Annotated in this window: 15 protein-coding genes; 7 read left to right on the top strand and 8 right to left on the bottom strand. The window is 49.5% G+C overall.

What is annotated here, in order from left to right:
* Positions 1–41: 41 nt before the first annotated feature.
* From pth to ACWHYD_RS02390, 8 genes are all read right to left on the bottom strand, one after another.
* On the bottom strand, positions 42–611 hold the full coding sequence (gene pth, locus ACWHYD_RS02425) for an aminoacyl-tRNA hydrolase (RefSeq protein WP_447965807.1): 570 nt from the start codon (positions 609–611) through the stop codon (positions 42–44).
* A 12-nt stretch (positions 612–623) separates the two neighbouring features.
* A complete protein-coding gene (locus ACWHYD_RS02420) occupies positions 624–1,322 on the bottom strand; it encodes a 50S ribosomal protein L25 (RefSeq protein WP_447964352.1) in 699 nt (232 codons plus the stop codon).
* A gap of 48 nt (positions 1,323–1,370) precedes the next feature.
* Positions 1,371–2,312 carry a ribose-phosphate diphosphokinase gene (locus ACWHYD_RS02415; protein ID WP_447964351.1) on the bottom strand — a complete coding sequence of 314 codons (942 nt, stop codon included), beginning with the start codon at positions 2,310–2,312 and terminating at the stop codon, positions 1,371–1,373.
* Positions 2,313–2,423: 111 nt separating this feature from the next.
* Positions 2,424–3,356, bottom strand: a complete 933-nt coding sequence (gene ispE / locus ACWHYD_RS02410) for a 4-(cytidine 5'-diphospho)-2-C-methyl-D-erythritol kinase (RefSeq protein WP_447964350.1) — start codon at positions 3,354–3,356, stop codon at positions 2,424–2,426.
* Positions 3,357–3,389: 33 nt separating this feature from the next.
* Positions 3,390–4,622 carry a type II secretion system F family protein gene (locus tag ACWHYD_RS02405; RefSeq protein WP_447964349.1) on the bottom strand — a complete coding sequence of 411 codons (1,233 nt, stop codon included), beginning with the start codon at positions 4,620–4,622 and terminating at the stop codon, positions 3,390–3,392.
* Between the two features lie 54 nt (positions 4,623–4,676).
* Complete coding sequence (locus tag ACWHYD_RS02400; RefSeq protein WP_447964348.1) at positions 4,677–5,789, bottom strand: type IV pilus twitching motility protein PilT; 1,113 nt, start codon at positions 5,787–5,789, stop codon at positions 4,677–4,679.
* Positions 5,790–5,813: 24 nt separating this feature from the next.
* Positions 5,814–7,631 (bottom strand): GspE/PulE family protein, encoded by a 1,818-nt coding sequence (locus ACWHYD_RS02395; RefSeq protein WP_447964347.1) that lies wholly within the window; start codon positions 7,629–7,631, stop codon positions 5,814–5,816.
* Positions 7,632–7,651: 20 nt separating this feature from the next.
* Positions 7,652–8,224, bottom strand: a complete 573-nt coding sequence (locus ACWHYD_RS02390; RefSeq protein WP_447964346.1) for a CDP-alcohol phosphatidyltransferase family protein — start codon at positions 8,222–8,224, stop codon at positions 7,652–7,654.
* A 170-nt stretch (positions 8,225–8,394) separates the two neighbouring features.
* On the opposite strand from ACWHYD_RS02390, the gene ACWHYD_RS02385 reads away from it, so the two are divergent.
* The 7 genes from ACWHYD_RS02385 to ACWHYD_RS02355 all read left to right on the top strand — a co-directional run bounded on the left by ACWHYD_RS02385 (position 8,395) and on the right by ACWHYD_RS02355 (position 15,874).
* The gene (locus ACWHYD_RS02385) at positions 8,395–8,712 is read left to right on the top strand and encodes a hypothetical protein (protein ID WP_447964345.1); all 318 of its coding nucleotides are present in this window, start codon (positions 8,395–8,397) and stop codon (positions 8,710–8,712) included.
* 576 nt (positions 8,713–9,288) lie between these two features.
* The gene (locus ACWHYD_RS02380; protein ID WP_447964344.1) at positions 9,289–10,170 is read left to right on the top strand and encodes a mechanosensitive ion channel family protein; all 882 of its coding nucleotides are present in this window, start codon (positions 9,289–9,291) and stop codon (positions 10,168–10,170) included.
* 453 nt (positions 10,171–10,623) lie between these two features.
* The gene (locus ACWHYD_RS02375; protein ID WP_447964343.1) at positions 10,624–11,100 is read left to right on the top strand and encodes a hypothetical protein; all 477 of its coding nucleotides are present in this window, start codon (positions 10,624–10,626) and stop codon (positions 11,098–11,100) included.
* A 224-nt stretch (positions 11,101–11,324) separates the two neighbouring features.
* The gene (locus ACWHYD_RS02370) at positions 11,325–12,158 is read left to right on the top strand and encodes a mechanosensitive ion channel family protein (RefSeq protein ID WP_447964342.1); all 834 of its coding nucleotides are present in this window, start codon (positions 11,325–11,327) and stop codon (positions 12,156–12,158) included.
* Between the two features lie 4 nt (positions 12,159–12,162).
* Positions 12,163–13,026, top strand: a complete 864-nt coding sequence (locus tag ACWHYD_RS02365; RefSeq protein ID WP_447964341.1) for a CBS domain-containing protein — start codon at positions 12,163–12,165, stop codon at positions 13,024–13,026.
* Positions 13,023–14,327 (top strand): magnesium transporter, encoded by a 1,305-nt coding sequence (mgtE, locus tag ACWHYD_RS02360; protein WP_447964340.1) that lies wholly within the window; start codon positions 13,023–13,025, stop codon positions 14,325–14,327. The genes ACWHYD_RS02365 and mgtE overlap by 4 nt, the downstream gene beginning before the upstream one ends.
* Positions 14,328–14,734: 407 nt before the next feature.
* Positions 14,735–15,874 carry a hypothetical protein gene (locus ACWHYD_RS02355; protein WP_447964339.1) on the top strand — a complete coding sequence of 380 codons (1,140 nt, stop codon included), beginning with the start codon at positions 14,735–14,737 and terminating at the stop codon, positions 15,872–15,874.
* The last annotated feature ends 46 nt before the right edge of the window (positions 15,875–15,920 follow it).

Below are 15,920 nucleotides of genomic sequence, written 5' to 3'. Positions count from 1 at the left end.
AGTAGGGCTGTTGCCAGGAAAACTGACCAATCCACGAATACTTACAGACCCTCCTCAGAAGATCGCACATGAAATCGATTCATGGCAATGTCTGGCCCCTCACAAATCAGGCATTCCAACGAATCAATGGCCTTCGGAAGAATTGAGGTAATTTTTTCCCACTCTTCTGATAAAAACGGTGAGAGTACAAAATTCGCAAGGCTGTCATTATTCTGAGGACGCCCTATTCCAACCTTGACCCTGGAAAATTCTTCTGTCCCCACGCACGATAAAACCGACCGCAGACCATTATGGCCACCTGCGCCCCCTCGGGTTTTGATCTTGATCGCTCCCAGAGATAAGTCCAGATCATCATGTACAACAATAAGATTAGGCGATTCCTGAGACAAATCCTGAATGACTGACCGAATCACCACCCCAGTTTGATTCATCCACGCCATGGGAAGAAGAAGCAAAACCGGATGGCCCTTAACCTCACCTTTTCCTAAAAACCCATGCTCCTGTTTGGCCAAAGCCACATTCCACCGATCCGCCGCCTGTTCAAGAACCATCCAGCCAATGTTGTGTCGCGTGAGTTTGTACGACTCTCCGGGATTCCCAAGTCCCACCACCAGATGCAAGGGTTACTTCTTGCCTTCTTTCGACTTACTATCTGACGCCGCCACAGCCCCAGCGGCCGCACCTTCACCCGCGGCTTTTTCTGCAGTGGCAACAGGAGCCCCTCCCTCAGCCGCCTCACGGGCCAGAAGGGACTCTAATTTCGCCTCAGACATCTTCGTGGCTACATGGGCAACCATGAGATCCTCGTCATCCAAAATCTTGATACCTGCGGGAACTGCAACTTCTTTGACATACACACCATCACCGATCCCGAATCCGGAGGCATCAATTTCAATATGATCTGGAATTTGATCCGGCAAACACTCAATATGTAATTCGCGCAACACCTGATGCAATATACCCCCCTCTTTCACACCAAGAGGGACTTCTCCGATAACCGTCACCGGAACTTTGACGCGAATGACCTTTTTCATCGAAACTTCAAGGAGATCCACGTGTAGAATTGCCCCGGTAATAGGGTCAATTTGGTGGTCTTGGAGTACCGCTATCCGTTCTTGTGCCCCGGAAATCCGAACAGTCAGCAACCCAGTATGGCCAACCTGAGAAATCACCAGACTTCTGGCTGTCTTATGGTCCATGGCCACAAATTCAGACTTTCCCCCTCCATAAAGGACTCCGGGAATTTTCCCTTGTCGCCGCAATTGCCTCGCCACGCCTTTTCCAGCCTGATCCCGTTTTTCTACTTCAAGTTCATATTTCATCGTCTTGACCTCTTCTAAAATGGAGTAAAAGAACAATTCCTTAGCTAATTACACAAACAAGGACGTCACCGATTCTTCACGATGAATCCTCAAAATCGCCTCACCCAACAAAGGCGCAACCGAGAGGGTCTTCAACTTTGGACATTGCTGATCCTTTCCATTCAAAGGAATGGTGTTCGTCACCATAACCTCCCGAAGGCAAGACGATTGCAACCGCTCCAGAGCGGGACCAGACAGGACTGCATGAGTACTCCCAGCCCAAGCCGACAGAGCTCCATTATCCATACAAGTTTGAGCCGTTTGAACAATGGTTCCGGCCGTATCAATCATGTCATCAAACAATAACGCGTGTTTATCCTGCACATCACCAATAATGTTCATCACTTCAGCCTGATTCGGCAATTCTCGCCGCTTATCAATAATCGCGAGGGAGGAATTCAGTCGTTTGGCAAATGCTCTCGCCCGCTCGACTCCTCCAGCATCAGGGGAAACGATCACCAAATCGGAAACATTTTGCTTTTTAATGTAGTCCAACATCACAGGCATTGCATAAAGGTGATCAACAGGAATATTGAAGAATCCCTGAATAGGTCCGGCATGAAGGTCCATAGTCAAAATGCGATTTGCGCCGGCGGCCGTAATCAAATCCGCAATTAATTTGGCACTAATGGGCACTCGGGGTTGATCTTTTCGGTCTTGTCTCCCATATCCGTAATAAGGAATGACCGCTGTAATCCTGGATGCGGATGATCGTTTGACCGCATCGATCAGAAGCAGCAACTCCATGATCGAGGTATTCACCGGGTGGCAGCAGGATTGAATGAGAAAGACATCCCCTCCCCGCACATTCTCATCAATTCTAACCCTAATTTCCCCATCACTAAAAGTCGTAACCGTCGCCTGACTCAAATCCTGCCCAATATACTGGGAAATTTCTCTGGCCAACGCAAGGTTGGAGTTACCCGTGATCAATTTTAAATCTCGGAGCATGGTGGTAGTCTCAACTTGCCTAGGTGAACCTGAACCGTAGCAGATATTCTGGAAAAAAGCAGAGCAAAGGTAATTCTACAATCAGCGGCTTGTCAACTCAAATCACAGAATTTACATTTTGGAAGCCTGGGAAGAGGAGCCAACATGGATTGCGTCATGGGGTAAATCCGTCGAACCCATCGGTATATCAAAGATCCGCCAACTAGTATCACGGCGCAACCTAGTGGAAGCCTGCCGGGCTTCCTCATGAGTGCGGAAAATCCCAAACACGGTGGCTCCACTACCTGATAATAGTGCGGCTTGAGCCCCAAAGGAAAGCAAAGTATCTTTAATAAATCCCAAAATGGGATAAAACGGGAACAACGGCGCCTCAAAATCATTCTCCATCGTCCCGATCACTTCCTCCCAGGAGAGGCTCAACTCACGATCTATCTTCTTTGTAGAGTCATCTAAAGGACGAACAGCATCCCGTTGAGAGGCCAACTGTTTATATGCCCATTTTGTCTGAATAGGAAAGCCGGGATTGACAAGAACCACCCACCGTTCACCTTGGATGGAACAGGCCACCACATCCTGGCCCCACCCACGAACTACTGCACAAGGTGCTCTAAAAAAAAAGGGAATATCACTTCCGAGTGTTGCACCCGCCTCACACAAGTCAGATAAAGTCCAATTTAACCCCAGCAAGTGAGCAAGGCCATACAAAGTGGCGGCGGCATCACTACTCCCACCTCCAAGACCAGCCGACAAGGGAATGACTTTGGTTAGCTCAATATCAACCCCTACAGTCTTTTCAGCCCGCTGAAGGACCAATTCAGCCGCCCGATAAACCAGATTTCCCTTATCCAAGGGCAACGGGGCATCTCCACACGTCAAGGCAAGGCCCTCCCGATTAGAGTTAAGTCTGATTCGGAGGAGATCATAGACATCAACCGTATGCATGAGAGACCACAAATTATGATACCCATTGGGCAATTGATCCAATACCCGAATCAATAGATTTACTTTTGCCGGCGCCCTCACGACGATCTCAGTAACTGACATAGCACTCCCACTCACGACGAAATACCTTCAAATTTATCCAATAACTGATCCGATGGAAAAAATGGGAAGATACATGGCCACCACGACAAGAGCAATCCCACAGCCCACGACCAAGATAATAAACGGCTCCAACACCGACGTTAAAGTGGCTACCGTTCGATCGACCTCTTGCTCAAAGAAATCCGCAATTTTTTCCAGCATAACATCAATTGAACCGGTTGATTCCCCCACTTTGAGCATTTGGGGAACCATGGGCGGGAAAACCTGGCGTGCCCTCAAGGCCTCGGAAATGGGCATTCCATCTTGAACTGCTGTAGTCGCCAGCTTGATACTTTGCTCAAATACCTTATTGCCGGTCACCGTTCCTGCCACACCCAAGGCAGACAACAACGGGACCCCACGACGGACTAAAAACCCTAAGGTCCTGGAAAAGCGCACCGTTGCCGCCTTTTGGATCACGGATCCCAGAAGAGGGACCCGTAAGACCCACCCATCAAAGGCCTGCCGACTTTTCGGATTTTTCAGCATCCACCGGATACCCATTACTAAACTTCCCACGAAAATCGTCAACAGAAAAAAGTAATCTCTAACCCCTTCAGCCACGTCAATCACCACTTGCGTCAACCAGGGAAGGGATTCACCCATATCTTGGAATAAGCCAGAAAAAAGAGGGACAACCCAAATCAGCAAAAAGACCAGGACAATCATCGCGACAGTTACGAGCAAAGCCGGATAGGCTAAGCCAGAAAAAATTTTCGCCCGTAACTGAGCCTGCTTACCAAGATACACGGCAAGTTGAGTCAAACTTTCATCCAAACGACCCGTCGTCTCCCCCACTTCAACCATACTCCGGTAAAATTCATGGAAGACGGTTGGATGGCGCTTTAAAGCATGAGCCAACAAGGTTCCCCCCTCCACATCCTCTCGAATATGCTTGACAACCTGTTGCAAGGTCGGGCTTTCAGCTTCTGTGGAAAGAATATCCAGGCATTCCAAAAGAGGCACTCCCGCTCGAATCAAGGTTGCCAATTGATGGGTAAAAACCACCAATTCTTTACTTCTCACGGCTCGCCAAGTCCCCTGACGGTTCCAGCCGGTCACCAGGCAACTGAGATTGAATACCTTTTCGACTTTTTCCTGGAGACTGGTCACCAAGACGGCCTGCCTACGAAGAAGTTGTAAGGCCTCACTGGAAGTGCCAGCCAACACTTCCCCATGAACTGCCTGTCCTTTCAAGTTTTTCGCACGATATTCAAATCTCGGCATTTCGAATTAATGCTCGCTTTCTCTGAAGAAGATCCAAAAAGCAATCATTGACATCTACATCCGATTGCGCAACCTGGCCAACGACATCCCCCCAGACCGATCCCGGCCCGTGCGTTCTAATAACTTTGATAACTCATCGGGAAGTGTTGTGAGTCCCATAGCCAGCTCAGAGGATATCACTCCCTGGCCAGCTAAGTCGGCTAGAGCTTGATTCATGGTCTGCATGCCATATTGGGCTTGCCCCGTTTGCATCATGGAATACATTTGATGAATCTTGTCTTCCCGAATCAGGTTCCGAATGGCCGGGGAGGAAATCAGAATTTCCAAAGCCAGGACTCGGCCCTTTCCTTCGGAGCGAGACAGGAGCCTCTGAGACAGAATACCTTCCAGAACCATCGATAACTGAATGCGAATTTCTTGTTGCTGGTGTGGGGGAAACACCGAGACCAATCGTGTCAGTGTGTGAATTGCAGAATTCGTGTGCAATGTGGCCACCGTCAGATGACCGGTTTCGGCCATTGTAAGGGCCGCCTGAATGGTCTCTAGATCTCGCAATTCTCCCAAAAACACCACATCGGGATCCTGCCGTAAGATGCCTTTCAAGGCGGATTGGAAATCGCGGACATCGGATCCGACTTCCATTTGAGACACCAGGCTCTTTTTGTGTGCATGGAGAATCTCAATGGGATCTTCCAACGAAATAATATGAGCACGCCGTTCCTCATTAATATGATCTAGCATTGAGGCCAATGTCGTACTTTTTCCGCTTCCCGTCGGCCCGGTTACCAAAATCAGCCCTTGGGGCTTCCTCATCAGCTCCTCAACAATAGGCGGAAGGCCTAATGCTACAAACGTCGGAATCTCAACGGATACTGCCCGAATGGCCAGGGCCAAGGATCCCCGCTGGGTATAGACATGGACCCGAAACCGACCAATAGCGGGAACGCTGTATGCTCCATCCCACTCTCCGGCCTCCATAACCTGATGATGTTGTGCTTCCGTTAACAGACTCGCTGTTAACCGGGAAATGTCCTGGCTAACCAATACTGGAAACTCCATAGGACGTAAATGCCCGTCCACTCGAAGTCGGGGCACACTACCGGAGACCAGGTGCAAATCGGATCCACCCTGCCGGCATAATTCATCTAGAAGTACAGTCAATTCCATTAGTCGACCGGTCTACTGGGGTACTTACACAAAAGCATCAGACCTCGTTTCAGAAAATACTTCGCCGACAGTGGTCAAGCCACCTTGAACAGCCGCCATCCCCGCCTGTCTAAGTGTGCGAAATCCTTCGCTTATCGCACAGGTTATCAAGTCATTCGTCGATACTCGGGCCAAAATTTTTTCATGGAGCCCTTCAAAAATAGGCAAGGTCTCAAATAAGGCCATACGTCCTTTAAATCCAGTCAGGTGGCAGGACGCACACCCACGCCCTTTCATTGCTTGAACCGCACCAAACTCATTCTCATCAATCCCCAGTTCCCGCAGCTGAAATTGGGATACCGTATCCGGCTCCCGACAATGATCACAAATTTTCCGTACTAATCGTTGACCCACAATGAGCGAAACGGCGGAAGACACCAAAAACGGCTCAATGCTCATATCGATGAGGCGGGCAATCGCCCCTGGGGCATTCATGGTATGCAGGGTCGAAAGAACTCGATGGCCAGTCAGAGAAGCCTGAATCGCGATTTGCGCGGTTTCCCGATCACGAATTTCGCCCACCATCATGACGTCAGGATCCTGCCGCAGAAAAGCACGCAATCCGGCGGCAAAATTCAATCCAATCTCTTCATGAATTTGCATCTGATTGATGCCCTGGATTTGGTATTCCACAGGATCTTCGACAGTGACAATATTCATCTGGGGAGTGTTCAGAAATTGTAACGCGCTATAAAGGGTTGTCGTCTTTCCGCTCCCCGTAGGCCCTGTCACCAGGATCATCCCATAGGGATTTTCCAGGGCCGTCGTGACCCGATCCAAATCAGGCTGATTGAGCCCGATATTGGTCAAATGCAATGCAAGCCCTGACTGATTCAGAAGACGCAGAACCGCTTTTTCCCCAAACAAACACGGAAGAATTGCTACTCGAATATCGACGTGGGGAAAGCCCTCCACCTTCATCCGTCCATCTTGGGGTAACCGACGCTCCGCAATATCCAGATCGGAAAGAATTTTCACTCTGGCAAGTAATGCCTGATGAAGATCTTTAGGCAGATTTTGAATCGGGCACAAGACGCCATCCAATCGAAAACGAACCCGGATCATGGTCTCCATCGGCTCAATATGAATATCACTCGCCTCCATTCCAATGGCCTGCTGAACAAGACCATTTACAACCTCCACAGCTGAAGAATCTTTATCAATTTTGATATGACGCTTCACACGAGACATCTCTGCATTGCCCTGAAGAAGGCTCGATCTTTCTTCACCATTCAACCCGTTCGGAGAGGCACAGACAGGGCCGGCAGGCTTCCCCATCGAATTGGGTGACATCCGGTCGCTATCTCCGCGGTTTGTCAAATTACCCTGTTCATCTTTTTGCAGAGGTTCCGTGGTTGAGAAAGATCCATCTGGAGCCTGGGAATACATATGGGAGATCGCTGTCCGTAAATCCGACTCGGTAGCTACCATGGGAATGATGTGCAGCCCTGTCCGAAATCGCAAATCATCGAGCAAAGAGGCATTCGTAGGGTCGGCCATAGCCAGACTCAGACGTGAAGTGGTTTTCCGCACCGGTAAAACGAGGTGCCGGCAGACAACGTCATAAGGAACCAACCCGCGAAGACTTCCATCAATCGAGCACGTAGACAATTCTACAGTGGCAACTCCATAGTGCTGGCTGAGAAACTCTAATAAAGTGGATTCAGACAGAACCCCCATCCGAACCAGAATGCTCCCGAGGCGCCCTCCTTCTCCCTGCTGGATATCAAGCGCCTGAGACAGATCATCGGAAGAGATCACTTTCGCATCCACCAGCTGTAGGCCGACACGCTCTCGATTCACCTGTATCCTCCCGTGTACTCTTATCCCTTGCCTGAAGAATTGAGCCGTTGAATACCGCGAAATAGATAATGCACTCCAGAACCGGTTGTCAGGATGACCATTACGGAAAGAAAAGGAATGATGCTTTCGGAAGGAACACGCCCGGTCGCAAAGAGAATCACCATGATGACATAGCAAATTTGTGCAAAGGTGGTACCCTTTCCCAACCAGGTGGGAGTAATATCGATGTCGATTTCGGTTAAATTAGCCAATATGGTCCCCGTGAGGAGAATGGCGTCGCGACTCACCACAAGAATTACTGCCCAGACAGGGATGAAGTGGAGCACAGATAAGGTCACAATGGCCGACATGAGGAGTAATTTGTCAGCCAGAGGATCGAGATACTCGCCGAGGCGAGTGCGCTGATCGGTGATACGGGCTATTGCCCCATCCAGCCCATCGGTCAATGCCGCGACTAACAATGTCACCAGGGCATAATCATAGTATTCGTAGAGCAAAAACCCAACAAAGACAGGAACAAGGAGAATCCGAAGGACGGTGAGACTGTTGGGAAGGTTGATTGGAATGTCGGCACCCGATGACTCGCGGAGCATTTCGCCACAACCCCTTTCTCGCAAACGAATTTTTCCCAAACGTAGGGAAGGGTACGTTGGGATTCTGAGGGAAGTCAACCACGCTTGCGACCCCCATCGAGGCAGCCTATAATCCGTTTCTATAGAAAGAAAAACACCTATACCCTATCGTTAAGCCGGAGCTAGAGCACATGACATCGCTTCCCTTATCCTTTCGAGTCAAAAATGCCGTCGTCGAAAAGCATCAATTGGAGGGCATGGACCCTAGTGACCGATATTTCAACCGAATGATCCCAATTAAACGGGTGGAACGCGGATACTCGGGAACAGTCATGTACGAAGCGCTGAATCTCCAGTCACAAGTCTATCGAACCGTGCAGGAAACACTGAAGGACATTACAGATCAACTTCGTGAATTGGGATTTTCCGCCATGCGCACCCGCCTCAATTTCAAAGGCCAGGCATACCTGGCGGAAAAAGAAACCTGGGTTGATTACATCGACGCCTAATCTGGGTACTCGCATCTAAGCCATCATCAATGATGTCCCTTCTATTCCGCCTAGTTTTTTTTAATGACACACAGCCGCCTGGTCCTTCCTTTGATTACCACACTCACTCCCTGAACAGCTTAACCGTAAAAACATTGTAAAATTTTGGGCACATGTGTCTGAGTGGCACTTCTCGACTCCGTGCCTGATGTTCTCTGGTCATGCTCTCACCAACTATCTATCTCTTTTCATAAAAAATTTGTTGTGTCCGTCTCACATCTCACCCTGTTCGGGTTGAAGTTTCCCCTAAACAAGTGTCTCACTTATTTTGACCACTTCAGACTCTGTTCTATCTGGCATTTCTTTGGTCTCATGAGGCCTTAATATTAAGCTACACTTCCTTGTCCTCTCACAAGCCTTTCATCTCAAGTGGCATACTTCATCTGTCTCAAGCTCTTCCTTCCGTTTTTTCACCTCTATCTTTTATGACATTTTTCTGGTTTATTCATCTAACCCAACACGGCCATGCCCCCTCTAAAAGAGTTTCTTCAATAACAACCTGGCGGTATATCCATACCACCTCAAAGGAGCATAACTATGGATCTTTCAACGGTCCTGAACGCATTGGATCACTTTTTCACCTATCCCTTATTCACCGTCAACCAGACCCCGATTACCCTCTCGTCTCTGGCATTTTTTGTGTTCATCATGGGTGGTTTTATGATCATCAACACCCTGATACGACGTTTTCTTAGCAACCAATTACTCAAACGCTCGAAGATGCCCAAGGCGACACAATACACCTTAACCCGGATTATTCAATATTTCCTGCTCCTTATCGGAATCGTGATTGCCTTTCAAGTCATCGGCGTCGACCTGAGCGGTCTGGTCGTCATTTTTGGATTTCTCTCCGTCGGAATCGGATTCGGCCTGCAAAACCTGACGTCCAATTTCATCGCGGGACTCATGTTGCTATTCGAACAACATATCCAAATTGGAGACCGCATCACCGTGGGAAACACTGAGGGAGATGTAGCAGAAATCAACATTCGATCCACCACTATTCGTTCTCTGAACAACGTGGCGATCGTCGTTCCCAACTCCGAATTTATCTCTTCCACGGTTATCAATTGGTCGCACGGTGACCCGAAAACCCGTTTGGAGATTGAGGTGGGAGTCTCTTACAATTCAGATTTAGACAAGGTGATCATGTCACTTTTGGAAGCAGCAAAAGAAAACCCTATGGTGTTACCGCACCCGGAGCCAAAGGCCTGGCTTATGGGTTTCGGAGATTCCGCCTGGAACATGCGATTAACAGCCTGGGTGGAAGATCCCCAAGGCAGGAGGCAGGTTCAATCCGATATAAATTGCGCCATCGTCAAGAAATTTCGGAAGAATGGTGTGGAAATTCCTTTCCCTCAAAGGGACCTTCACCTCCGAACCCCCATACCCTTGCCCATCGTATCGACCGGGACATAATGCCCCAATCGTCAATCGGATAGGAAGGTTTTCGAAAGCGTTAAGATATATCTGAATATAATTCCTCTTGCATGCTGTCTTCATCTTGCCCACACGGTGTTTGAGAAGCTCTCATAGCATTGCTAGAATGAACAAACAGACGACTTATGTCTCCCAAAAAGACGACCTTACAACCGGATCACCTCGCACCATACAGTGTTGCAATCATTCTTTCTATGTTGCCCCACGAACACTTAACAGATAACGATCCAGGCGCCAGCCGCGATTTCCCCAAAAATTGAAAAACGGCCATTACACGTCAACAGGCCAGGAAAGGTCCATGCGACAGAACCGGAGGCACCCTGTGTGGCTGCGAGTCTTTCATTTTTGGCGAGGTCCAACGCTCTTCACCTGATTTTTGGCCTGAATTAGGTAGAGCTCACAAATTCTTTTGCAACTCAGGAGAATATATTTATGAAATCCTTGATGGTCTACATGGCGGTGTTTGTCTTAGGAATAGGATTGGGTTTAGGGGCACCGGTTCTTGTCTCCCGATACGCTCAACCCTACCTACCCCAGTTTCTTCAGGAAACAGTTCATCCCCTGACCGGGACGGTCACGCATAAGGAACGCCAGCAGGACCGATTGTTAATGACGGTCACCACGCAAAACGGCACCATCCTGGCCACCTTTCAAAAACAGGTTCCGGAGATTGATTTACTTGTGGAGGAACAGGACTCGGTCACGTTGGACGTCAAGCAATATGAACCCTTTGTGAATGACCCACCAGTTATAAAAGTCAACAAACTCACACGACCGGTCCCTGAACCGGCCCAACCCATACAGTCCTCCACCGAACCCGAACCTCTCGGGGACTCTCCGTTGAACGCACCACCCGCATCGGGAGAGACACCTGAGAACCCGGAACCTTCTCACCTCCCCCTCAATTAATTGTTGAGGGCAGAGAAAAAAAAAGAACCCACACGAAATAATAGGCAAGCTCACAACGCCGAATGCCACCCCAGAGAGGACCCTCCCTCTCATGATGATTGAACACACCGTGAAATTCATCGATCCAGCAGGGGCAATAAGGAATTTAGTCTCCCTCCCCGCCTGGCTCTTTGTCGAAATGTAGACCCTGTTTCTGTTTATTTATTTCTAAGGAGGTCAATCCCGTGGATATCACCCTTTGGACCGCAACCCTTCAGGAATCATTTGAGTACAGTTTCAAGCTGTTTATGGCCTATCTCCCCAAAAGTCTGGGAGCCTTGATGTTGTTAGGGCTGGGAATCTTATTGGGAAAAATCGTTGAAGCAGGAACGAGCCGCGTGCTGCATATGATCGGCGTCGATCGCCTACTGAGCGGCACCGGTGTTCTATCGATGCTCAAAAAAATCGGCAGCCAAAAAACAATTTCCCAAATTGTCGGTCTTCTGGGATTTTGGCTGGTCTTTCTCCTCTTTCTGATTTCCGCCACCGAAGCCTTAAGTCTAGCCCTCTTGTCCGAAACTTTAACAGGACTGGTCCACTATCTGCCCAAAATTGGCATGGCTACCCTAATTCTTGTGCTGGGCCTTCTGGCCACAAACTTTGTGCGTGATCTCATCTCTGTCGCATGCGATTCTTCTGGTATCCGGCAAGGCACCATTATCGCGCAAACGGTTTATATCGCCGCCACCCTGCTTGTTCTGGTGACGGCTATTAATGAGTTGGGGATTGACACGTCACTGCTAAACCAAATCATCGTCATTCTCATAGCCGGACTCATTGCCGGGGCCGCATTATCTTTTGGAATCGGTTCTCGTTCAGCTGTGAAAAATCTGATTGCCGCCCATTACATTCAACCCATTGTCCGATTAGGAGAAATTATTCAGGTCGGACCCTACACGGGCACCGTCACAGCCATAACCCCCATGGTCGTTGTCCTGGATACGGCGAAAGGACGGGTCGTGATTCCTGCCGCACAATTTACCGAGGTCACCAGCATTCTTTCTCCAAAAGAGGAGTAACCCGATGAATTTGGCCCAACAGCTTCGGCAAACCTTTATCCGGGAACATCCATCAGAGGCGGCACGATACGTGGAGGAACTTCCGGCTCAGTCAGCGGGAGAAATACTGCACACCATGGAGCCTCAACATATCGCCGATTTCCTGGAGTATTGTCTTCCCGGCCCAACAGCCGAAATTCTCAAACAGTACCCACCAGCAACCAGCGCGGGCATACTCGGACGATTATCCGCCCATTCGGCACGGGCAGTGCTTCGACAGTATGACTCATCTACGCAAGCCGCTCTGTTAGATCAGGTTGACCCGGCCATCGGGGCACATCTTCGTCGATCAATCAATTTACCCGATTATACCGCCGGCAGCCTCGCCGACCCGCATGTTCTGACGTTTCCCCCAGACATCACCGTGGCGAAGGCCTTACAGCGGACGACTCAAACTGTCGGCCAAGCCATCTACTATCTATACATCATCGATCATCAAACAAAATTACGGGGAGTCATCCTCATGAAAGAGCTGCTTGGAGCCGAACCTGCGACCACAGTATCTTCCATCATGCAGCAGAACGTGAAAACAATTCCGGCCTCGGCCAATGCCCTCGATATTGTCGCCCACCCCGCATGGGCTCAATACGACAGCCTTCCGGTCATCGATCAAGACCATACCTTTATTGGCGCTCTGCGACATCGAACATTGAGAAAATTTCTCCTGTCACGATCTGCTGAGTATCAACCGGCTTTTCTCTCCGACGCGCTCCTCCAGTTATGGGAAGCCTATTCCCTGTCCGGAATCGGACTAATGACCGCCTTGGGAGACGCCCTGAGCACATCCACACCGCCAAATTCTCCCCAGAAAGAACAGGACACACCATGACGACACCTGCAACGACTGAACAGATGCATCAGGCTTTTATTGCCAAATTCCCGGATGAAGCCGCCCATGTGTTTGAGTCCTATGATCCCCAGGAGGTGATCCCCATACTTGCCGATCTACCCCCCCCCTTGATCGCAAAGATTCTCTCGGTCATGTCACCCTCATTGGCCGCTGACCTGCTCGAAATCATTCCACAACCGATACTCCTGAGTGCGTTTCCTCACCTCCAACCCGCCTTGGCCGCTTCTCTCCTCCAGCGAATGCCTGATGAGGTTCGTCTAGCCATTTTGGATGCCTTACCCCAGCATGTCTCCGCCGACATTGGACCATTCATGGAGTATTCGGAGGATTCGGTCGGCATGCTCATGGATGTCAAATTCTTTGCCCTCCCGGAAGACCTGACCGTCGAGGAAGCCATCCGACAGGTTCGCACCCATGACACCCAGCATCTCAATGAAATCTACATTATTGATCGCAGCCAGGTCCTCGTGGGCGTTCTATCCCTCAGAAATCTATTTTTAGCCTCTCCAAAGAAAAATCTGGCCGTCTTGATGAAGCGAGAAATACCCACCATTCATCCCCTGGAAAATCAGGAACAGGTTGTGGAGGTTTGTAACGAATGGAAAGTGCTGACTATTCCGGTCACCGATTTGGACGGCCGCCTGCTCGGGGTCATTAGCAGTCAAGATATCATTCAGGTTGAAAAGGAAGAGGCCACCATTAGCATGCAAACCATGGTGGGGGCCAGCAAGGACGAACGAGCCCTGTCGCCGCCGGGATTCGCCATCCGGAAACGTCTTCCCTGGCTACAAATTAATCTGCTCACAGCATTTCTAGCGGCGTTTGTTGTGGGGTTATTCGAGGATACGATTGCGCAATTTACGGCCCTGGCCGTCTTGCTCCCCGTCGTGGCCGGGCAATCAGGAAATACGGGAGCTCAAGCGCTCGCGGTGGTCATGCGTGGGTTAGCGTTACGGGATATCCGTCCTTCCCAATGGCTCCGCGTAACCTTAAAAGAATCTTATGTCGCTTTGGCCAATGGTGTGGCTGTGGCCGCAACGACCTGTACCGCCGTATTTTTCTGGAGCCATTCCTGGGGATTAACCATGGTCATCGGTGTCTCTATGATCATCTCCATGGTCATGGCGGGGTTTTCCGGGGCAATCATTCCCATCATTCTTCGATCCCTGAAACAAGATCCGGCTCAATCCTCATCAATCATCTTAACCACCGTAACCGATGTGGCAGGATTTTTTAGTTTTTTGGGACTGGCCACGCTTTTTTCCAGCCTTTTGGGTTAACTGATGCTCAGGGAATTATGAGAACTAAGGTCATGGTTTGAAAGCAGGATCTCCGGAAAACAACTATCCGGGATGAAGACACCTCCCTTAAAGGAATGGCTGTCTAGGTCACGTGAAATCATGCTCGTCACGCCTTCTTCCCTTGACAGAAACCGCGGCTTTGATACTCTCGCATTACAGGAATTCTGGTTACACCTTAGTGATGCAACGCTCAGGGACGGGCAAAGAAATTTCTCATCCAAACATCATTTCCAAGCACAACACCGACAGGAAAGATCCTTCGATTTGTCGTAAGGACCAACATACAGAGAAAAACCCCCACGTGTTTTAAAGAACAGGACACCGTGAAAAAAGAACAAACGCGAAGCTCTTTTTTGGCCTTCCTCATAGTCTGGAGTCTGCCTTTCATGCTATCTGGCTGCTTTTCTCCGAAAGCTCTGGAACATGTGGTCATTGCGTATGACCATTCGGTAACCAGATCCCTGGTCGAACAATTGCTCCTCAATATTGCCAGATCCCATCATCATCAACCGGTGCATTTCACAGCCATTTCCAGCATTGCCGCCACCTTTAATTATCAATTTCACGCTGGGGCTACCCCGCCACTAGGTGGATTAGATGGCGGATTTGCATTGGCGCCCATCTTTGGGGGCAGCATCGCTGAAAACCCCACGTTTACCATTAGTCCCATTGAAGGAGAAGATTTTACCCAACGCCTCCTGACTCCTCTCCGGGAAGGAAAATTGACCCTCCTGCTAAGACAAGGGGTCGACATTGATTTACTCCTCCGGCTTATGGCAGGGGAAATCCGTACGACCACAAACAATCAGGAAACCGCCTACTATAATCGACCTGCGGATCAGATCGGATATCCCAAATTTCGACAGATCGTCCTTCATCTTTCCCGTTTACAGGACAACAATCAGCTCTATATAGAACCCTTGGTATATGACCGGGAATGGACCCTGCCGTTATCCTCCTTTTCCGCCGGAGACTTCCAAACTCTGGAAAATAACTATCGCGTCATTGTGGATGCGGATAAGCAGATCTTTACCATTCAAAAACGGTCGATCGGGCATACCGTGATTACGAACTACGACCCCACCACCATTTCCAATAGAGAGCGGTTGGCTCTGCAGGCCAAGGCGGATCGTTGGCCGCCGAACGATATCCTGGTCGATATCCGACCCGACAACCCGGGAGGCGAATACCCGATACAAGGGGCCTTTCGGCTCCGGAGTTTTCACGGTATTCTCAATTTTCTGGGTCGATCCATCGCGAATGAGCCTGAATATCATGTGGATCCGGATCCAGGAACAGGAATCGTCTCAGAAAATCCGGTCCGGGTCTTGGACATTATCGAATCCACTATTGAACGCCCCAATGCCAAACTTTCCGTCACCCATGAGGGCCATTATTATTCCATCGTTGATGAGGAAAAGCGATCATGGAATCAGGAATCGTTCCGCCTTCTGTATCAATTGTTTCAAATGACCGTCACCGATGCCCCACGAGGGAATGTCCCCAGCATCACCATTGCTAAATGAAAATTATTCGCACAAACGATCCATTCCACTTGCGGGAGTGAACCTT

It is taken from the genome of Nitrospira sp. Ecomares 2.1, assembly GCF_965152585.1.
Note: the sequence above shows the minus strand (reverse complement) of the source record. Positions and strands in the feature narration are given on the sequence as shown.